The 18,697-nt window shown below is 39.8% G+C and carries 24 protein-coding genes; 4 read left to right on the forward strand and 20 right to left on the reverse strand.

Annotated features, from left to right (window positions below):
* Positions 1 to 55: 55 nt before the first annotated feature.
* The 10 genes from FQ087_RS16115 to FQ087_RS16160 form a co-directional block, all read right to left on the reverse strand.
* On the reverse strand, positions 56 to 433 hold the full coding sequence (locus FQ087_RS16115) for a hypothetical protein (protein WP_149581625.1): 378 nt from the start codon (positions 431 to 433) through the stop codon (positions 56 to 58).
* A 140-nt stretch (positions 434 to 573) separates the two neighbouring features.
* Positions 574 to 1,029, reverse strand: coding sequence for a GNAT family N-acetyltransferase (locus tag FQ087_RS16120; protein WP_149581626.1), 456 nt, complete (start codon positions 1,027 to 1,029; stop codon positions 574 to 576).
* Positions 1,001 to 1,519, reverse strand: a complete 519-nt coding sequence (locus FQ087_RS16125; RefSeq protein WP_149581627.1) for an NUDIX hydrolase — start codon at positions 1,517 to 1,519, stop codon at positions 1,001 to 1,003. Before FQ087_RS16125 ends, FQ087_RS16120 begins: the two co-directional genes overlap by 29 nt.
* Complete coding sequence (locus FQ087_RS16130) at positions 1,516 to 2,253, reverse strand: nucleotidyltransferase domain-containing protein (protein ID WP_149581628.1); 738 nt, start codon at positions 2,251 to 2,253, stop codon at positions 1,516 to 1,518. The genes FQ087_RS16125 and FQ087_RS16130 overlap by 4 nt, the downstream gene beginning before the upstream one ends.
* Before the next feature lie 24 nt (positions 2,254 to 2,277).
* Complete coding sequence (locus FQ087_RS16135) at positions 2,278 to 2,676, reverse strand: NUDIX domain-containing protein (protein WP_149581629.1); 399 nt, start codon at positions 2,674 to 2,676, stop codon at positions 2,278 to 2,280.
* Positions 2,673 to 3,227 carry a GNAT family N-acetyltransferase gene (locus tag FQ087_RS16140; RefSeq protein ID WP_149581630.1) on the reverse strand — a complete coding sequence of 185 codons (555 nt, stop codon included), beginning with the start codon at positions 3,225 to 3,227 and terminating at the stop codon, positions 2,673 to 2,675. The genes FQ087_RS16135 and FQ087_RS16140 overlap by 4 nt, the downstream gene beginning before the upstream one ends.
* A gap of 23 nt (positions 3,228 to 3,250) precedes the next feature.
* The gene (locus FQ087_RS16145) at positions 3,251 to 3,487 is read right to left on the reverse strand and encodes a DUF3977 family protein (protein ID WP_149581631.1); all 237 of its coding nucleotides are present in this window, start codon (positions 3,485 to 3,487) and stop codon (positions 3,251 to 3,253) included.
* Positions 3,474 to 4,022, reverse strand: coding sequence for a GrpB family protein (locus tag FQ087_RS16150; RefSeq protein WP_149581632.1), 549 nt, complete (start codon positions 4,020 to 4,022; stop codon positions 3,474 to 3,476). The genes FQ087_RS16145 and FQ087_RS16150 overlap by 14 nt, the downstream gene beginning before the upstream one ends.
* 11 nt (positions 4,023 to 4,033) lie before the next feature.
* Entirely contained in the window at positions 4,034 to 4,579 is a 546-nt protein-coding gene (locus FQ087_RS16155) for an AAA family ATPase (protein ID WP_149581633.1), read from the reverse strand.
* Between the two features lie 15 nt (positions 4,580 to 4,594).
* Complete coding sequence (locus FQ087_RS16160) at positions 4,595 to 5,407, reverse strand: VanW family protein (protein WP_255452392.1); 813 nt, start codon at positions 5,405 to 5,407, stop codon at positions 4,595 to 4,597.
* Positions 5,408 to 5,602: 195 nt separating this feature from the next.
* Here FQ087_RS16160 and FQ087_RS16165 point away from each other — a divergent pair, with 195 nt between their 5' ends.
* The 4 genes from FQ087_RS16165 to FQ087_RS16180 all read left to right on the forward strand — a co-directional run bounded on the left by FQ087_RS16165 (position 5,603) and on the right by FQ087_RS16180 (position 8,007).
* Positions 5,603 to 6,322, forward strand: a complete 720-nt coding sequence (locus FQ087_RS16165) for an ABC transporter ATP-binding protein (protein WP_149581634.1) — start codon at positions 5,603 to 5,605, stop codon at positions 6,320 to 6,322.
* 12 nt (positions 6,323 to 6,334) lie between these two features.
* A complete protein-coding gene (locus FQ087_RS16170; protein WP_149581635.1) occupies positions 6,335 to 7,078 on the forward strand; it encodes an ABC transporter permease in 744 nt (247 codons plus the stop codon).
* A 63-nt stretch (positions 7,079 to 7,141) separates the two neighbouring features.
* Complete coding sequence (locus tag FQ087_RS16175) at positions 7,142 to 7,600, forward strand: LytTR family DNA-binding domain-containing protein (RefSeq protein ID WP_149581636.1); 459 nt, start codon at positions 7,142 to 7,144, stop codon at positions 7,598 to 7,600.
* Positions 7,597 to 8,007 carry a DUF3021 domain-containing protein gene (locus FQ087_RS16180; RefSeq protein ID WP_149581637.1) on the forward strand — a complete coding sequence of 137 codons (411 nt, stop codon included), beginning with the start codon at positions 7,597 to 7,599 and terminating at the stop codon, positions 8,005 to 8,007. The genes FQ087_RS16175 and FQ087_RS16180 overlap by 4 nt, the downstream gene beginning before the upstream one ends.
* A 54-nt stretch (positions 8,008 to 8,061) precedes the next feature.
* On the opposite strand, the gene FQ087_RS16185 is transcribed toward FQ087_RS16180, so the two are convergent.
* From FQ087_RS16185 to FQ087_RS16230, 10 genes are all read right to left on the reverse strand, one after another.
* On the reverse strand, positions 8,062 to 8,682 hold the full coding sequence (locus FQ087_RS16185) for a LysE/ArgO family amino acid transporter (RefSeq protein ID WP_149581638.1): 621 nt from the start codon (positions 8,680 to 8,682) through the stop codon (positions 8,062 to 8,064).
* 119 nt (positions 8,683 to 8,801) lie between these two features.
* Positions 8,802 to 10,004, reverse strand: a complete 1,203-nt coding sequence (locus FQ087_RS16190) for a class I SAM-dependent rRNA methyltransferase (RefSeq protein WP_149581639.1) — start codon at positions 10,002 to 10,004, stop codon at positions 8,802 to 8,804.
* Between the two features lie 456 nt (positions 10,005 to 10,460).
* A complete protein-coding gene (locus tag FQ087_RS16195; RefSeq protein ID WP_149581640.1) occupies positions 10,461 to 10,661 on the reverse strand; it encodes a hypothetical protein in 201 nt (66 codons plus the stop codon).
* Positions 10,662 to 10,701: 40 nt separating this feature from the next.
* Complete coding sequence (locus FQ087_RS16200; RefSeq protein ID WP_149581641.1) at positions 10,702 to 12,786, reverse strand: DUF2339 domain-containing protein; 2,085 nt, start codon at positions 12,784 to 12,786, stop codon at positions 10,702 to 10,704.
* Positions 12,787 to 12,886: 100 nt separating this feature from the next.
* Positions 12,887 to 13,483 carry a hypothetical protein gene (locus FQ087_RS16205; RefSeq protein ID WP_188006785.1) on the reverse strand — a complete coding sequence of 199 codons (597 nt, stop codon included), beginning with the start codon at positions 13,481 to 13,483 and terminating at the stop codon, positions 12,887 to 12,889.
* A gap of 404 nt (positions 13,484 to 13,887) precedes the next feature.
* Positions 13,888 to 14,604, reverse strand: coding sequence for a MerR family transcriptional regulator (locus tag FQ087_RS16210; protein WP_149581642.1), 717 nt, complete (start codon positions 14,602 to 14,604; stop codon positions 13,888 to 13,890).
* Between the two features lie 75 nt (positions 14,605 to 14,679).
* Positions 14,680 to 15,486, reverse strand: coding sequence for a hypothetical protein (locus FQ087_RS16215; RefSeq protein ID WP_149581643.1), 807 nt, complete (start codon positions 15,484 to 15,486; stop codon positions 14,680 to 14,682).
* 147 nt (positions 15,487 to 15,633) lie between these two features.
* On the reverse strand, positions 15,634 to 16,377 hold the full coding sequence (locus FQ087_RS16220; RefSeq protein ID WP_149581644.1) for a MerR family transcriptional regulator: 744 nt from the start codon (positions 16,375 to 16,377) through the stop codon (positions 15,634 to 15,636).
* Between the two features lie 149 nt (positions 16,378 to 16,526).
* The gene (locus FQ087_RS16225) at positions 16,527 to 16,946 is read right to left on the reverse strand and encodes a GyrI-like domain-containing protein (protein WP_149581645.1); all 420 of its coding nucleotides are present in this window, start codon (positions 16,944 to 16,946) and stop codon (positions 16,527 to 16,529) included.
* Positions 16,947 to 17,043: 97 nt separating this feature from the next.
* Positions 17,044 to 18,474 (reverse strand): carbon starvation CstA family protein, encoded by a 1,431-nt coding sequence (locus FQ087_RS16230; RefSeq protein ID WP_149581646.1) that lies wholly within the window; start codon positions 18,472 to 18,474, stop codon positions 17,044 to 17,046.
* Between the last annotated feature and the right edge of the window lie 223 nt (positions 18,475 to 18,697).

Genomic DNA, 18,697 nt, shown 5'->3' on the forward strand with positions numbered 1-18,697 from the left:
CAGCCCAAATGGTTTCAAAAAAAGAAAATCCACATTACTTAGATTTCTTACCACTTCACTTTGCTTCACTACTCATTTCAAACACGTCAAAGACATTTTTCTTAAAGATGAGTGACATGACTTTTCCTTCTTTTTCGTAGAAGTGGATATTCCCTTTCCGCTCATCTTCAAGCTCGGTCCAACCCCACTTTGTTATTTCCTCCAAATAATGCGCCGGCGGTTCCCCTTGCTCCCCGCCAATATCGTTCAACTTGTACTTTGCCGATTTCGCAATGTCTGTCGTACACAATTCTGGCTTTAATTCGCTCGCGTTTTTCGGAACCGGGAAACCGTGATTGATAATCGCCATGCGATAGCCCTCTTCTGCGCTATACACATTCGAACAGCCCGCCATCATACTAACGATAAAAAACAGTATAATTATTCGTTTCATAACGTCATCTCCCTCACAGAAAGTTCACAATTCACTACTTCCAGATTACTAGAACTAGAGAACCTTGTCACGGGACGTATTTGTGACAAAGTAAGCGGAACGATTCCTGACGGTGCTAAATCATAAATCACTTTAATTGATCATGAAATAGCCATTGATAACCGAATCATATCCCTGCACTGAATGCCATTTTCAAAAATCCCCTCCTCGTAGTGGTCGACGAAAAAATCTTTTATTATTCCATCCATACGAAATCCGCGTTTCTGATAAAACGCCAATTGGCTAATGCTGGAATTTCCGGTTCCAACTTCAAGCGACTTGCAACCCAACTCCTTCGCGGTTTGGATCGCGTCACTGATTAGCTGCTTCCCAATTCCGTGACCATGCATCCGTTCATCTACAGCGATATTTATAATCTCCATCGTTTTATCGCCTAAATTGACAAGCACATAAACGCCGACGATTTCACCGTCTTCTTCGGCAACTCGGCATTCGCCATTAGCCATATACTGCTCTACCATTTCTCGCGATGGATCGGCAAGTAGCAAAAGGTCAAAAGGTGGAGCCTCATCTATTAGCAATTTCCTGATTTTCATCCAAACACCTGCTTCGCGCTTCATTGAGTATCTCTTCGTACGTTGTGTGCCATCCCTTATGATATCGCGCAACATCATCAGGTTGAATAAAGATTCGCCCAGACGATTCGTACCCCGCTGCAAATGGATGCAGTTTCGTAATATTCATTCGGTAAAAAACTTGAAAACCCACTATCGGATATGGACTTGAAGTATCCCACAACGGATTTTCACCATGATTCACTTCCATAGACCCAAGAAGCATGCAATCTCCTTCAACATACCCTTCTTCCATCGTCTCGCGTTTGAGGCATCCTTCCGCAGTTTCACCGATTTCGATATGCCCACCCGGAAAGTCCCATCCTCGGTCATTTAAATTCACCATCAACAATTCTCCTTGATAAACACAAAAACCGTGGACACTCGTAATCAATTCCCTTTCCGGCAGTAGATTACGTTTCCACGTTAACTTTAGCTTATGGCCGCCCCAATCCACGTATGTACTTGTCATATACGTTCTCCTTTTTCACTACTCTTCCCCCTTGAATACCCCTCAAACAGTCTCCCCCCATGTGGTTCCAGCACTTCATTCGTTAGGGCGATAATTCCATCTTTACGGCCAGTTTTATAAAACAAATCGAATGCTTGTACAAATGTCTGCGCAAAGTTCTTATCGAATTGATTTAGTGCACGCACAATCCATTTCGAAGATCCTATCCATTGAACATTTGTCCGCAATACGAATTCATGTATCACATAGGCAAGCGTATTCGCTATGAAAAGTTCTTCTGCACGTTTTGTAGAGCCAATCAGATCATCTAACGCATCCGTCACCATATACCGTTTCATTTCTATCGTTTCTATTGACCATACTTCGGGGCCTTTTTTCAATAGCTCATTAGCTTCTTCCTTTATTAAAGAAAGAACCCCAGAATCGGATAATATGAACCCTTCGGAAACCATTCGCGGCAATGAAGGTTGAGCCCCTTCACAGTCTTCCTTAAAAAACGCCTTGTAAGATGTAAAGTTGTGAACGAACACTTCGATTGGCCATCCATACTCAATAAGCGACTCACGATACGCCGAATCTACCTTTTCATCAAAAACAACGACATCCAAATCTGATGTTGCTGTTGCTTCTCCCCTAACAACACTTCCTGCAAGCAATGCAGCCTGGCAGTCTGGAAATTTTTCAGTTATAAACCTTTTCGCGGCTTCGACGGGCAGTAATCTGCTGCTGTTCATACACTCACCACTCTCCTGAAAATTTCAAGGTCTATATAAGGAATACACTTTTTCTGCAATCTCTATCGGATAGACATTTAGCGATAACAGATGTTCTAATTCAATCCACATCGGCTTATAAGTACCCCTATTTCTAAAATCCCCACTAAACTCTTCGCCTCCCCCCGTTCCAAATGTCCCCTCAATAACTTCAGCAATGAAAAAATACTGTATTCCAGTATGTTTAACAATTCCAAGACGTTCTTTAATGCTAATATGAACGCCTAATTCTTCTAATGTCTCTCTTATTGTGGCTTCCTCTGGACTTTCCTCATTTTCAATTCCACCGCCCGGAAAAACATAATACTGATTTCCATCTCTAACTCTTTTAATCAAAGCGACTTTGTTATTTTCGATAATAACTGAAGAACCCCGATTCCTCATACATCCACAACTGTTTTAGAAACATGTTCAATCAACCAACTATCTCTGTACTCTCCTTCATGCAACTCATTTTTCGGGAGCAATTTCACCTTTTTAAATCCACATTTTTCATAACAACGAATGGCTCGCTCGTTCCACGTTTGTGGGTCCATTACAATCCGATTGGCATCTTTCTCTTCTATTAGATGTTTCACAACGGCACGGACAAGCTCTGTACCGATGCCTTTATTCCAATAAGTTGATTCACCGATGAACTGATCCATCCCGTAGATTATTTCTGCTGAATCACCATAGCCATAAGTCCGTCTTTCATCCTCATCGACTTCATAAAACTGAATATATCCGATTGATACTTCATCAAATTCAATTATGCAGCGTGTAGAACCGGATTCTTCTCCGAAAAAAACTTCCTCCACTTTCTCCACATCAAAAGGATTGTCTCGCCCTTCGTAATACTGAAGAATTTCCGGATCTGAAAGCCATTTAGCAAGGTGATGTTTATCGTTAATTTCTAATTCACGGATGAGCATTTCCCCAGTTTGAAACAACACTTTGTTCACCCCTTAACGTAAAATTACTTACTGATCAAACCCAAAATCAATTTAAATTTGTTGCGCTCCTTTTTCATCCTTTTAAAACCTTGTCTTACATCCAATATGAAAACGGTTTTACATATCCAAACTCTCATATATAATGAATGAATTTTCAGCGGCCCGATGATTCCCTTTTCTTCAGATTCAGTGCCATTCTCATCTTCTGTTTCCGTTCTCAACAGCCATGTGTTTCCGAAGCCTATCTCAATGAATTTCATCGATTTCGATCTCTCGCTGAAGTAAAATCTTATCAATGAAATTCTTTTTCCCATCTGTATATGTACGTTCATCAGTAGGAAACGCTTCCGCCAATTCTTTCTTCAGTTCTTCATACTGTTTTGCAACTTCAGGATGTTCATTTAAATAATCGCGGAAAAACGTATGCTTTTGCCACCAGTCTCCACCATATTCCACAACATGAAGGACATGTGTCTTCGTTAATGCCTCCAAATTCGAGAATTTAGCAAACACTTCTTTCCCCTCGATCTTGACCCGTCCCAAGTGATAATAGGTCGCCTCTTTCAGCTTGTGCTTATCAAATTTCTGCACTTCTTCCATCGACTTAACGCCAACAAGTATATCTAGAAGTGGCTTGGCCGCGATTCCGTCAATCGCAGTGCTGCCGATATGTTGAATGTCTACTACATGCTCGCCTATTATCGCGTTCAATTGATCCTTTTCCACTTTGAAAAGTGCTTTCCAGTTATTCGAGTGCTCCACTAATGTCACTACGTTTTTATTTAAACCTAACATTTCAACCTCCCTCAAAACTTCTCTTGCAACATCAACCCTACATCTCTTTGTATCTTTTTCACTACACCATCCACACCTAAGTCATCCGTCTTAATAAACGTTTCAAAACACCTATCTTCATAAGCAGCTAAACACTTTTCTATCTGAATAAAACACCAATTCCCTGCCGTTTCTCCTCGTTGCAAAAGTCTGTTATGAATTATTTCTTCCTTTGCAGTTAAACAAAAATGAAACGTATCTTCATCAATCTTTTTCAAACCGCTAAAAATATAGTGGAAATAGTCCTTATTAAATATCGTCATCGGGATAATCAAATTCTTGTTATATGTCTTCCTTAGGTTTTCAGCCATAGTCACAGTCATCGATTTCCATAACGCCAAATCCTGAAAATTATCTGTTCTTTCATCAGCAGTCCGTATTTCATCCGGTATGACTTGGCGTAACATAAAACCAACTACTTCAGGATCAAATAGCATGAAATTATCCAACGTCCGCACTAGCTCAGTTGCAACAGATGTCTTTCCAACACCAAATGCACCGTTGATTAAAATAATCATCGTATTCCTCCTCCATCACTTCTCATATGTCAAAAATGGCTCATACATCGTGATTGCATGGTTTTCTGTAATGAATTCGTCATCGATGAGTTCGCCATTCAGGTTGTACACTTCCTTGTAAATTGAATTATGCCGTATATACCCACCCCACGGTTCCCGCGTAAAACTATGGTCTTTTTCGTAAACTTTATATGTACGATTCAATGCCATGGACGCACGCCATTCCCCGACCAGCGACTTATCTGTTAGATAAATGATGAGCTGATACGGCTCATTCGTCTCGTTCTTTAGTTGTAAATCGAGATAATTGTATGCGCAAGTCGCACCGCTCCCGAATGGCTGGTTCCGTTTCGAATCTGGAAAAACGTCGTAACTATGGCGATATCGCTCTGTAATCGTGAGCGGCGTATGAAGTGTCATCCAGTAAATCAAGTTCGATAACTGACACAAGCCACCACCAACTCCTGTCGTCACTTTCCCGTAATGTAATATCATACCTTCTACATAGCCTTTCCTTTTCGTCGTACTGCCTATTAAGCGCCAATAGGAAAATGTCTCTCCAGGCTGAAGTATAATTCCGTTCAATCGTTTTGCCGCTATCTTCAAATTCGTAATCTTATTGATCTGTAATTCCATCTCAACATCTTTCAGTTGACGGATTAGCGGGGTTCGATGTTTAAAAATGACGTGATTCAGTCTTTCATCTGACCGCTTCATAGCATACTTCTTTCCATCCATATACCATTTCGAATACCGCTTCAATCGGTACACTTTCTTTCCGAAGAATATCCGCAACTTGCTGCGCTTTTTTGGCTTCAATGAATTCAACCACTTCACCCCTCTCTACTTATTCTCCTTTCTACCAGCTTTTCCCTTTGAATTCATTGAAAAGTCAAACGTATTTCACTTACTATTTTCTGCAAGTCACCTCCCTATTGGTGTGTCTCACTGGAATACCGAATACAGAATAAGAGAAATAACATACACTTTGGTTACAAAGAACTTTCAAACGGAGGGATTGCAATGAATATCGTCAACGTTCGCAACTTGAAAAAAGCTTATGGAAAAAACGTCGTTTTAAAAGGGTTGGATTTTCAGGCAAAAGAAGGGGAAGTAATTGGGGTCATCGGGAAAAATGGCGCAGGAAAATCTACATTCCTTGAAATTATTATGACCATTAAACAATATGACTCTGGAACTGTCTTCGTATTTGATGAAGATATTAAGACACTCTCGACAAATCGTATGGAACAAGTTCGAAAACAAATTTCAGTTGTCCTACAACCTACACAGTTTTATCAGACACTGAAGGTAGATGAGTTGCTACGGTTATTTAAGTCCTATTACAAATCGTCAATTGACATCGAAATAATCATTGCTGATTTTAAATTACAACCACATCGAAAAAAGTACTTTAATAAACTTTCCGGTGGTTGGAAGCAAATTGTGAGCTTAGCAATCGCCTTTTTATCGCAACCCAAGCTGTTAATTTTGGACGAACCGACAACAGGCTTAGATCCACATATGCGCAATATTCTTTGGACCTACATTACAGATTACAATAAAAAAACAGGCGGTACAGTCATTCTGACAACACATAATATGGATGAAATCGAATTGTACTGCGATAAAGTAATGCTTATAGATAATGGCGTGAATGAAGTCTTCGACACCACTGAAGCAATTTTGGCAACTGGTTATAAATCCATCAATGAATTTTATTTGAACAAAGTATCCATATAAGGGGGAGAAATTATGTTAGCGACACAGTTAAAATACGACTTACTCATGTTTTCAAGGGAATTATTTTACTTGGTTTTCACGATTGTCGTACCGCCTGTTACGTACATTTTTATGGGGCAATTATTCGGAGATCAGACCTACGTGGGTAACTTGAGTTATGCACAAACCTATACACCTTCATATATTTTACTTATCACATTCACCACAGTATTTTTTGCTTTCGGGTTCGACCAAGTGACGCATCGTACAACAGGTGTCGAAAAGCGAATCCGACTTTCACCTGTTTCTAAAAACACACTTCTGCTTTCGAGCATTATCCGTTCTATTATCATTACAAGTTTCGGCTATTTGTTCATTTATGCGATTGGTATGCTTGTGTATGATTTGCAGTTTCATATGTTAAATTTCATCATGGCCTACGGATTTTTCATCTTACTTAATGCAGCTCTGCTCGTCATCGCTTCCGCTATCTACTCTTTTTTCAAAGAGGTCAAAAGTGCTTTAGTTTTCTCCATCGTCATTTTCCAAGTCGTTATTTTTACAGGGGGCTTTGCATTTCCAATTAATATGATGCCTAAATTCGTACAAGTTATCGCCAATTTCAACCCACTCTATCATATGAATAATTTGTTCATTGCTGTTTGGAACGACCAGCTTACCATTACAAACAGCACTCTTATTTCCATCAGCTATATTTCTTGTTTAGTGATTGTCGCATTGTTCATTCTCCGTTCATCCAATATAAGTCGTATTTAACAGACTACTTGCTGACAATGGGCGATTAAACATATAAACTATTGTCGAGAGGGGTGTCTCGACATGAAAGTATCTTTGACTATTGATCGCGATTACGTGGAAAACAAAGTGACAATTGAGTGCGCGGAATTAGATGATTCCGTACAAGAACTTCTTGATTTTATCAAAGGGCAAGATACAGAGTTCCTCGTCGGAAAAGACGGCGATATGCAACATATTTTAAGACCAGCAGATATCCATTACTTTCATACTGAAAAAGACGGTGTTGTTGCTGTGACAGCTGCTGGTTCATTTAAACTAAAAGAGAAGTTATATGAACTTGAAGAAATTCTTCTTTCAAGTAAATTCATTAGACTCTCCAAATCCGTCATTGCCAATCTTCATGAAATGAGCCGCTTCGAAGCTTCATTTAACGGAACATTATGTGTCTATTTCAAATCGGGCGCAAAGGAGTACGTATCCCGGACATACGTCAATTCCATTAAAGAATCCTTGAAACTAACTAGGAGGAAAAACGAATGAAAACCTTTTTATATAGAAGTATCATCGGGATTTTCTTCGGTGCATTTCTCGCAATCATAATGACGAATTCAGTCGTACTCTTTAGCGGAAAAGAAATGCTAGACGGACAATTATTCTTGAAAAACTCGCTTGGATTCATTTTCTGCGGTTGGTTTTTCACAGTCACACCGCTTATTTTTGAAAATGCAAATTTGCGTTTGTCTCAACAGACCGCACTACATTTCGTTACAGTGGTAATTCTTTATTTCATTCTGGCGTTTGGAATCGACTGGGTTCCGTTTACAGTGAAAAGCTTTTTACTCGCATTTGGAATGTTCATTGTCTGCTATTCTATATTCTGGATTTCTTTCTATCTTTATTTCAGAATACAAGCGAAGCAATTGAATGCGGAACTTCAGGAGCTTTGAAAACATACAAAAAGCCGCACCGGGACGATTCCGAGTGCGACTTTTACGCATAGTTCATCCAAAACTACTCGCTAATCTCATTGCCATATACAAAGCGACTCCCCAGACGACTAAGGCAGATACTTTATTCAACAGCGCCATTAGCTTGCCGCTCGAATCCAACTTCCCGAAATAGCGTCCAGCAGTTGCAAGCCCTATAAACCACAGCCATGAAACGATGATTGTTGTAAGCGTAAATGCGATTCTTACATTCCCCGCGTAATTTAGTGAACTCGACCCGATAACACCAATCGTATCGAGGATCGCATGCGGGTTCAGTAAAGAAACCGAAGTTGCAAATATGATTTGCTTCTTTGTTGAAAACCGCTCTCCATCCACTTTCGTCCCCATGGCATCACTTTTCCATAAAACAAAACCAATATAGAACAAAAAGACAATCCCGATACTGAAAATGATGTTTTCCAGCCAGGCAAACGTCAGGACCAGAAGCGATACACCTGACACAGCTGCCACAATCAAGATCGTGTCACAAACTGCCGCAGTAACAACAACGGGAAGTGCCCTCACGAATGTCGGCTGCAATGCCCCTTGATTGAAAACGAAAACATTTTGAACTCCCAACGGTACAATCAAACCAAAAGCAAGAATGATCCCGTGTAAAATCGCCTCATTCATTTTCACACCCCAATTCACTCTCTACCCTTACCAATTCTAGATTGAAATGCTTTGTCCTCTTATAAAAAACAAGAAAAGCCGCACCAGATTATCTCCGGCACGGCTTCTATACACATAACTTATTTTGTCTTTTGCACAATAACAACTTTTAAATAGTTGAACTCAGGATAATCACGGTTTGTCCGGAAGTCTTTCGGCAATGTTGATTCCTCAAGAATTTTATACCTAGATCCCGCTTCTTCGAAAGCCTGATCGATGAACGTTTTGAATTTCTTCATTCCGAAACTCGCATTATTCGTCGACGCAACAATGATGCCGTTTTTCTCAGTAATCGCAATCGCATCCATAAGAAGTGCTGGATAATCTTGAGCTGTACTGAACGTGTACTTTTTAGTACGAGCGAAACTTGGAGGGTCAAGGATGATTAGATCGAACTTCAAATCATTCCGTTTTGCATACCGGAAATAGTCGAAGACATCCATCACTTTAATATCCTGCTGTTCGTAATCGATACCATTGACACTGAACTGTTCGATTGTTTTTGCATTGCTACGCTTCGCTAAGTCGACGTTTGTCGTCTTAAGCGCGCCGCCAAGTATTGCCGCAACAGAAAATGCACCTGTATACGAGAATGTATTCAGTACATTTCTACCCTCAGAATACTTATCGCGAACCGCTTTACGCATATCACGTTGGTCAAGGAAAATCCCAGTCATTGCACCATCATTCAAATTGATAGCGAAATTCATGCCATTTTCTCTAATGATTATCGGGAAATCGCCTTGCTCCCCTTTAACGAAATCATCCTGTTCGATGTATCCGCCCTTCGTGTCAAAGCGTTTCTTCTCATAAACACCTTTGTAATCAATAATTTTATCAAACACACTGTAGACATGATGCTTGAGTGAATAAATTCCCTCACTGTACCAACTCACCAAAAAATAACCGTCGAAATAATCGATTGTCAGTCCGCCAATGCCGTCGCCTTCGCCATTAAATACTCGGAACGCTGTCGTGTATGCATCCGCAAATAGAGCTTCACGTCTCGCAAGTGCTGCGGCGATTCTTGATTCGAAGAAGTCAAAGTCGATTACTTCTTCTTCTTTCCTCGTTAGTACCCAGCCGAGGCCTTTGTTTTGCAAACCGTAATAACCCTTAGCAACGAATCGACGATCTTTATCCACTAATCGTACGATCGATCCTTCCGCTTCTGTCGCAAGCACGCTAGAATTAATAATTGCATCTTTTAAAATTAGCGGATAGCCTTTTTTGAAATCTTTAATATTTCTTGCATTTACTTGTAAATCAATTGTTTTTGTCATTTTGTCATCCTTACTTCATCGTTTTCCTTATTATCGCACGTTTTATCATTAATTGCGAAATTAGTAAAGCCTTTCGCTCTTTACACTGAATAGAATCGAGCTGCCTATATCAGTTGAAACATAGACTTTCTTCAAATCCGCTACGGCGCTAGGGGATGCCTCTCGCCCTAAGCCAAGCAGCTTCGCCGCCAGTCTTAGGGCTTCGGCTACCCCTTGTAAGGCGCCTTCGCTCAGTTTATTTAGGTATTCATTTGTCCAACATATATAGTTGTCTATTCGTGTTAAAAATGCCTGACTTAAGGTAATTTATTTTTTCCGACATTTACATAAAAAAGCAGCTGAACTGGTCATTCCCGCTGCTCGTATATCTATTACATATTTCCAGAATAATAAAACGATTAAAAGCATTGGTGAAGAACTTGCAATATCTGAACAGTCGCTTTATAAATGTTTAAATTATCGTCTAATCAATTCCTTTTTATATGCCCAATAAGCATAAATTAACGATAAAATAGAAGTTGTGATGGAGCAAAAAATGATACTCCAAGTAGCCCATACAATGGATGAACTTTTATCAATGTTCACAGTGGTAGAAATACCCCAAATCGCCATCCCCACCATGAACACCGCTATAGAAAGTAGGAAATACTTTCTCATAAAAAATCCTCCTTAAATATTTATACCTTTCACTTTTTTCTCAGTCTTCCTTCAACAAAGTCCGTGAATATACCAGACCGACAACACCTACGATGGTGAACAATATTGCCCGAACAAGAATAGAAATGCTTGATAAGTCGACTATGAAGAGCTTCAGCACACAAATAATAATGAGTACAGCTCCAATAATTTTGACATACTTCCAGTTCATTTTTCCACCGATACTGATTGACACAAACGCAAAAGCAAACAGCAAGAACGTATGCGCAAACAGCACGTATTCCAAATCCCACTCATAGGCTTTCGCGAAGGCTAAATACCATTTATTCAGGACAATGAAATAGGTAATTTGCAGCACAATCGCCAGTTGCGGTGTCTCCCACTTCAGCTCTTTCCTCGAAAGATAGAAACGGTCTTTTGCAATCGCCCACACTACAGCCGTCAATGCAGCAACAAAAGCAAGTTGTACAAAGAAGTTAAACAAAAACTCTCCGTGTTTATAATAGGAACCCATGCCCAACAGAAGTATCCCAATTCCCGCTATAAGCAACAGAATGACTGCGGCATGCGTCAAGTACAGCCCTTTACTCCACCTATGGCAGAAATACATTGCACTCAAAACCACCAAAAATACAAGCGCCTGGACATGGATACCTGTTTCAAAAGATACATAAGTATTCGCGAGCCATAGCTTCGTTAGTTTTAAAATATAGAAAAGAATAAGCAGCTGACCCACGATTAAACTCTTGTCAATCGACTTCGTTTTCCCTATCAAACGAGAAGGCGTAAATCGGTAGAGTGTGTAAAATATCCAGCTGAATGAACCAATAAAGACAAGCCATACCGCGTGTTCTAAGGACCAGAATGCATTTATTTGAATCGTATTCAGAACTGCCTGCACCGTAAATACGTAAATTACTGAACCAGTCACAATCGTCCTGAACGTGTCATAGCGTATACCAACCCGTATTCCAATGGTCCCATTCAATAAAAGCAATATCAGAAATACCCGATTATCCTCCATATCAAAGGAGAGTATGAAGACACAGGCTGCAAAAACCGCTACAGCAGACAAAACACCTCGTAGCGCGCTTTCCTTCTTCCAATAGGAGTACGCGGCAAGTGCAATATACACCAGCGCCAACAGTCCGTAAACGGTTATTTCTTGCGTGTAGCCAAGTAGCTTTATCCAAACGATGGTAAAAATAAAATTCGAGTAAAGTAACACTTCTGAAAAAACATCCCTTGAAATACTACCTTTCAAGTAAAAGAATAAGAGCACAATATGCTGTATTAACACCGTAGCAACAAGTATTGACTCTTCCGCAAACGCACTGTCGAGAAGCGCGTAAAGAAACAACGTTAAATGGAATAATAAGAACGTTACGTAAAACGTATACTTATGCTTTTGACTGAGCGATACATAAAACAGTGATAAAAATAACAACAGGATATACGAACAGAATTGAACGGAAGTTGCGCCCTCTCCCTCCAACAAAAACGGCAGTAAAAAACCTGCGATCCCCGAAAATATTGTTAGCGTTTCCGACTTTGTCTTTCTCGATAACAACAATCCTGCGAGGATGTACGCTACGCCAATTATAAATGCGATTGTAAAATTCAAATAGCCATAGAGAAGATGAGCAGCAAATGTCGTCAAAATCCCTAGCCCAATAAAGCCACCGAGCAACGTCAGACCAAACCCTTTTTTTCCACTATTGTAGAATCGCATCCCAAGAAAGTAGAGTAGAATCGTTCCGGCGTAGCCCATTCCTACACGTACTGGGTTGGAAATAATTCCATTGTCCATTCCAACTTTTAATCCCCATAAAACACCTAACAGCAGGATGAACATGAACACGCGTGGAAGCCAGGTGCTCAGTACCCTTTCCAAATCGAACTCTTTTCTAACTTTCTGCTGACTCGGCACTTCATCTCGAGTCGGTATCTGCCGCTCCATGGGCTGATCAATTTTTGATGCCAGATGAACTTTCTTCACTTGCTCTATTTTATGACTAGGCGGAGTTTTCATTTCCGCCAGTTGTTGTTTTAATAAATTTACTTCACCTTCCAAATCAGATATTCTCTTTAAAACGGCCTTCATTTCTCCATCCAATTCATTCACTATCCCCTCTACTTACTAGTCTAGTAGAAAATAATTCGTATATAAAAAAGAGAGCTCCTCCCAATTAATAGAAGTGCTCTCATTATAAATAAGTCCTTATTTAGGCAAGTAATCGGAACGCTAAACTTTTCCACATACTCATTCGGATAGGCGGACTTTCCTGCTGTCCTCTAGACTGATCCAAATAGCTTTGTAAATCACCTTCGAAAACAGGCTCCAAACAAGGCAGTTGTGAAAAGTGATGCGGCTGTACTAGATTTGGCGCTATGTTAAACATTTGTAAACCGCCTTCATTTACGACCATCGCTACAAATTGTGAACAGAAAAATGCATGTTTACGTTGAATCCCCTTATTCACAGCTACGCCAAACAATCCAATAAAATTATATTTATATAGTTCTTTATTTTTTTCAATCAAACGAATTTTATCAAGCATGCGTGTGTATTCTTCTAGCGTCACTTCACAGCTATAAATCGCACATGTCGCCTGCCGGAATATCCCTTCCGTAGCACTTTCTTTCACAAACCCACCAACAAAGGGATTGTGTCGCTGTTTCCTACCGAAACTGTACATCTCAATCAACTGCTCATCGAATGCGATCGACGTATGATTTAAATCTTTCCGCGTATACATTCCAATTGCTTTTGACAGCAATGTCCCGGTATCCGTTAGCACGATATATATTGTTTTTTTCATAACTAATTATCAACCCCTTGCGATCTCTTACTGTTACATCCATTATGTACGTTCCGACGAATTAGCTAAACCGGCTGTGGATGGAAACTGTCTAAGACCCGGGACCTAGATAGTAACGGGTATTCTGGACAGTTGATGCACTAAATTCCATTATACTTATTATACGTTTTTAGAGAGGATAAAGTTTCATACTCTGTAGAATATTCCAATTTTAAATCAAAAAGAAGAGCGAACGAATTTGTTCACTCTGAAAATTAGCGCTACAAAAGACACCCCACTTTTACAGGTGTCACTACTTAAAAGTTCTATTTCTACTATACGTTCTTCCGGTGCCATTATTCATGACTTTAACACAGACTCACCAAGATGCACAGCTATATTTCAGACAGAATAGATTATGTTACCTATTCCGCATAAAAAGACATAGCATCTCTCATAAACAGCGCAAGCCCATCACCAAACTGGTCAATATTCTTCCTAAACCGCTCATCTGCGACATAAATTTCACCTAGTCCCGCAAATGCTTCCAGCGAATAGCTTCCCATCGTATTCAACAACGTAAACCATTCACCAATTCCGGACTGCGCTTCATCAGATGATGGATCCATATGTCGTATTCCCGCCAAGCTAAAGTAAATACGATTCATTTCCTCTCCTAACTCTGGCCCAAACTGTGCCACTTTCTTATTCGATTCATCTACCGCTTTGTCGCCCCACCGTTCTTTGGCCTCTTGTTCATATGGGTTCTTGCTAAAATCGAACCCTTTAAATTTCTCTTCGTTCGTCATTACTATTTCCCCTCTTCCATATTGAATTGTTTTCTCAATCGTTGTGATCATACTATCAAGTTGCTTTCGCTTTTCGAGGAGCATTTTCCGCTGCATTTCGAATGCTTCCTGACGATCAAATGAAGGACTCTTAAGTAATTCCTTGATTTTCTTCAAAGAGAAGCCGAGTTCACGAAAGAACAAAATTTGCTGTAACGTCGCCAAATTATCGTCCGAATAAAGTCGGTACCCCGCTTCAGTCGTACCATCCGGCGTTAACAACCCGATGTCATCATAATGATGGAGTGTGCGCACACTAACACCGGTCAGCTGCGATACCTCTTTCACCTTCATCGCTTACAGCCTCCCTTCAGAACTAACTATAAAGTGTGACGTAACGTGAGAGTCAACACCTAAAAGGGAGTTAATTTATCCTTTGAGCCACAGGAAAAACACCATCGTATATGCCAGCTTTTCATCGGAAGAAATATGTGTCCCAAACTGGACATGTTCATGATGGGCAGTGCTTTGAAAAACCGGACTCATTGCATATGGAAAAATACCAAAACGGTATCTGACCGTCATTCTTCCCTTATCATCTTTTACATCGATGTCGCCCGCCATCGCTTTCGCTTCAAGTTCTTGCCAAACCGAACCATTCGCATGATACAAAACGCCTCGATTTTTGAGCTTTGACTTCCAGTGTTGCTGTATGTAAGTAGCCATTACAGCGCCATCCGGTTTCTTTAATATAAGTTCGTCACGCTTCATATTATTTCGTATTGTAATTGTCGCTAACTGATGTCCGTCCATATCTGAGATGTCGTAATGCACTGGAATGAAAAAACCCCTCTCAAATAGTTCGAAAAATGTAAGCCATTTTGATAACCGATCTTTGGATGGCTCAATGACAAATAGCGGATTGCCATCTGAATCGACGTTATACATTTTAAACAAAAAAGAAGGAATTCGCTTGAGAATCAATTCGTCTAAATTCTCCAATTCCAATGTACTCACTGGTATGTCGATTGTTTGATTTACTAGTTTCTCATGCACACCCTTAAATCGAAACCCTGCCCCAATCGAAAATAACGCAATCAAACCGTTTATGACTAGCACATCTCCATTTTCCATGAAACTTATATAACCTATGAAATAATATAAAATGCAAAATACTGCGAACCCCATCCCGATGACAAAACTGAAAATCCATGTCTTTCTATAGATCTCGATCAATTTACTACCTCACCATCCCTTCCATTTATGATGATGGGTTAGGTTACCAATTGTCAACAACTGTCTAAACTGTCGCAAAATAAAAAAGAGATTATCGGATTGCACCGACATCTCTTTCTAATCACGCAATGCGTTGACTATACCTTATCAATTGATGGGCATCCAAATCTCGATGACATCTTCGGTAAAGCCTACGGGATGGATGTACCGCTCAAAATCATAGCATTCTCTCAATGTGATGGTGTCCATTTTAATAATTGCGTCGTACGTAGCTGGTATCCCTGGAATTCCGCCTTCGACTGTAGCAACGATGAACTTCCCGCCAGGTATGATGACTTCTTCTGTATCCGGAAAACCTTCAGAAAGATTCGATTTGATGCCTGCGATATAATGAATCTCTTCACCTTCCATTGCTAAACAAACTCCAAATGACTCTTCAACGACGACACTATTTCCCTCAATTTCCGAATTCAATATCTGCCATTTACTCGGAATTTGCGCTAGCGGTCCTTTCAGTCCATACCCTTTCACTTTGAAATCCTCAATTTCAACAATACGTGTTTCCATCTGAATCTCCTCCTTAGTCAAATACATTTCAAGCGCTTCTTTCATTACTTTCAACTTGTCCATTTCCTGCTCAATCTGTTGTCCTCTTTTCATAAGTAGTATCTCCATTTGCTCATCTCCTTCAGAAAGAATATCTGAAAGGGACACCCCAAAACTTCTAAGTATCTTTATACGCATAAGTTGTTGCTGCTCTTTTGACGCATAAAACCGGTAGCCTGAATCAGGGTTAACGAAAGCCGGCTTAACAATTCCAATCTCTTCATAATATTTGATAGCCTTTACTGTCATCCTGACGAGGCGAGCCGTTTTTCCTATGGACAACATGAACAACCCTCCTTTCCATAACTATAAACCTGCCTGTTAGGTACATGTCAATTGTTTTATCGACCAATTCCAAACAATTAATCTTTAATTAATAAAATAAAAAAAGACCCCACTAGTACAGAGTCTTTCCCTTTCATTTAAAAACTGTATTACTCAATCGGCAGCCAAACTTCAATCTCATACCCATCTGAGCCTTCAGCATGAATGTATCGTTCAAAACTAAAACTATTTCGCAGTTGAATACCATCCATTTTCATAAGTTCGTTGAAAGCTGACTGAATCCCGGAAATTCCACCTTCTACCTTAGCGACTATGAACTTGCCAGCTGGCACGACAGCTTCTTCTATATTTTGCAACCTTTCGGCAAGATTCGATTTGATGCCAGCGATGTAGTGAATTTCAGCGTCTTTCATCGCAAGGCAAAGACCAAATGATTCTTCCACAACGATATCTTTCTCAGCAAGTTCCGTATTCAGCACATCCCATTTACCCGGAATTTCTGACAGCGGTCCTTTCAATCCATAGCCTTTAATCTTGAACTCCTCAACTTCTACGGTGCGTGTTTCCATGTGAATCTCCTCCTTTATGTCACTATACAATGAAACTTCAATTAGAGAGATTCTTACTGTCAAAAAAAATGAACTCAATTGAGTTCATTTTCCATCCTTATTCAACAATTACATCCGTTTCAATCTTATTCGCCTTATTTTTCTTAGCTTTCACAAAGAACATTACTGTCAAAATTACAGTTAAAACGATTCCAACAATAAAGGATAGTTTCAAGTCTAAGCTAAATCCTATTTTCGCGTTTAAGATATAAACAAAAACCATATAGGTGATAAACAAGGCTGGTACTAACGAAACGAAATAATTTTTACCTTTAATAAATAGATACATGGTCGCAATCCACAACGCGATAGCCGCTGTTGCTTGGTTCGCCCACGAGAAGTATCTCCACAAAATATTGAAGTCAATTTGTGTAAGCAAAGCAGATATAGCGAATAGAGGAACAGCAATCATTAACCGTTTAACAACTTTTTTCTGATCAATCTTTAAGTAATCTGCAATGATTGAGCGTGCAGCACGGAACGCTGTATCTCCTGATGTAATCGGAAGTACGACAGCACCTAATACAGCAATTGTTCCACCAATAGCCCCAAGTAACGTCATAGATACTTCGTTCACAACAGAAGAAGGCGTACCAGTTTTTATAAACTCACTTAATGTTTGCCCATCCAACATACTCATTGCTGCAGCAGCCCAGATCATTGCGATAACTGCTTCCGTAATCATCATGCCATAAAAGACATACCGACCTTGTGATTCTTTTTCAACTGTTCGAGAAATAATCGGTGATTGTGTCGCGTGAAAACCAGATAGAGCACCACAAGTAATTGTAAAGAACAGGATTGGAAAAATAGGTACATTATCAGGATGTAAGTTGGCTAACGTCAATTCTGGAATCGTATAATCCGAGAATAGTAAAGCTCCACCAACACCTATTGTACCAATCAACAGAACAGCTCCGAAATACGGATAGAATCTACCAATGATCTTATCAATCGGCAAAATTGTAGATAAGAAATAATAAATAAAAATAACAGTAATCAAAATCCATAGAGCTACTTTACCATTCAATAATAGACTTAATAGTGAGGCTGGTGTCGTAACAAATACTGTTCCGACTAATAGTAGAAGCAATAAAGCGAAAACGTTTACAATATGCTTAGAAACATTCCCTAAGAACTTACCGGCTAATTCCGGAATATGCGCTCCTCTATTCCGAATCGAAATCATGCCTGTTAAATAGTCATGCACGGCTCCGGCAAAAATCGCTCCAAAAACAATCCATATAAACGCGACTGGACCAAATAAAGCACCCATAATAGGTCCAAAAATCGGACCTGTTCCTGCTATATTTAGTAGCTGGATTAACGCATTTTTTTGTTTACTCATTGGTACATAATCGATACCATCAGCATTTGCATAAGCAGGCGTTTTTCTAGCATCGGCTGGGTCAAAAATCTTTTCAATTAATTTCCCGTATGTAAAATATGCAACAATTAACAGTACTATCGCGCTGAAAAATGTAATCATGTCAACACCCCTATTTCACTATTATTTGAACAAACTTACCTCGTTCATTAGTTAAGTAAACGAGTTTTCGCTGGACTTGAATCTACACCGTCGTTATTCACATAAATCGATGTTACTCGTTTTCATTTCACCAAATGAAAACTCCCCCTTCAAAATTCAATCCCATATAGTTAGTTTATGTGGAATTTTCCGAAAAAGAAGGTTTTAGGCGCAACATGCAAGT

Origin of the sequence: Sporosarcina sp. ANT_H38 (assembly GCF_008369195.1) — a bacterium.
Lineage (GTDB): Bacteria > Bacillota > Bacilli > Bacillales_A > Planococcaceae > Sporosarcina.

Excerpts from the sequence above, each read along its gene's own strand:
- FQ087_RS16120 (WP_149581626.1), bottom strand. The coding sequence starts at position 1,029 with ATGAAAATCAGGAAATTGCTAATAGATGAGGCTCCACCTTTTGACCTT.
- FQ087_RS16155 (WP_149581633.1), bottom strand. The coding sequence starts at position 4,579 with ATGATTATTTTAATCAACGGTGCATTTGGTGTTGGAAAGACATCTGTT.
- FQ087_RS16145 (WP_149581631.1), bottom strand. The coding sequence starts at position 3,487 with ATGAAATTCATTGAGATAGGCTTCGGAAACACATGGCTGTTGAGAACG.
- FQ087_RS16205 (WP_188006785.1), bottom strand. The coding sequence starts at position 13,483 with ATGAAAAAAACAATATATATCGTGCTAACGGATACCGGGACATTGCTG.
- FQ087_RS16220 (WP_149581644.1), bottom strand. The coding sequence starts at position 16,377 with ATGTTGTCCATAGGAAAAACGGCTCGCCTCGTCAGGATGACAGTAAAG.
- FQ087_RS16150 (WP_149581632.1), bottom strand. The coding sequence starts at position 4,022 with ATGTTAGGTTTAAATAAAAACGTAGTGACATTAGTGGAGCACTCGAAT.
- FQ087_RS16175 (WP_149581636.1), top strand. The coding sequence starts at position 7,142 with ATGAAAGTATCTTTGACTATTGATCGCGATTACGTGGAAAACAAAGTG.
- FQ087_RS16180 (WP_149581637.1), top strand. The coding sequence starts at position 7,597 with ATGAAAACCTTTTTATATAGAAGTATCATCGGGATTTTCTTCGGTGCA.
- FQ087_RS16130 (WP_149581628.1), bottom strand. The coding sequence starts at position 2,253 with ATGAACAGCAGCAGATTACTGCCCGTCGAAGCCGCGAAAAGGTTTATA.
- FQ087_RS16190 (WP_149581639.1), bottom strand. The coding sequence starts at position 10,004 with ATGACAAAAACAATTGATTTACAAGTAAATGCAAGAAATATTAAAGAT.
- FQ087_RS16135 (WP_149581629.1), bottom strand. The coding sequence starts at position 2,676 with ATGAGGAATCGGGGTTCTTCAGTTATTATCGAAAATAACAAAGTCGCT.
- FQ087_RS16225 (WP_149581645.1), bottom strand. The coding sequence starts at position 16,946 with ATGGAAACACGCACCGTAGAAGTTGAGGAGTTCAAGATTAAAGGCTAT.
- FQ087_RS16165 (WP_149581634.1), top strand. The coding sequence starts at position 5,603 with ATGAATATCGTCAACGTTCGCAACTTGAAAAAAGCTTATGGAAAAAAC.
- FQ087_RS16185 (WP_149581638.1), bottom strand. The coding sequence starts at position 8,682 with ATGAATGAGGCGATTTTACACGGGATCATTCTTGCTTTTGGTTTGATT.
- FQ087_RS16170 (WP_149581635.1), top strand. The coding sequence starts at position 6,335 with ATGTTAGCGACACAGTTAAAATACGACTTACTCATGTTTTCAAGGGAA.
- FQ087_RS16195 (WP_149581640.1), bottom strand. The coding sequence starts at position 10,661 with ATGAGAAAGTATTTCCTACTTTCTATAGCGGTGTTCATGGTGGGGATG.
- FQ087_RS16125 (WP_149581627.1), bottom strand. The coding sequence starts at position 1,519 with ATGACAAGTACATACGTGGATTGGGGCGGCCATAAGCTAAAGTTAACG.
- FQ087_RS16210 (WP_149581642.1), bottom strand. The coding sequence starts at position 14,604 with ATGAAGGTGAAAGAGGTATCGCAGCTGACCGGTGTTAGTGTGCGCACA.
- FQ087_RS16230 (WP_149581646.1), bottom strand. The coding sequence starts at position 18,474 with ATGATTACATTTTTCAGCGCGATAGTACTGTTAATTGTTGCATATTTT.
- FQ087_RS16115 (WP_149581625.1), bottom strand. The coding sequence starts at position 433 with ATGAAACGAATAATTATACTGTTTTTTATCGTTAGTATGATGGCGGGC.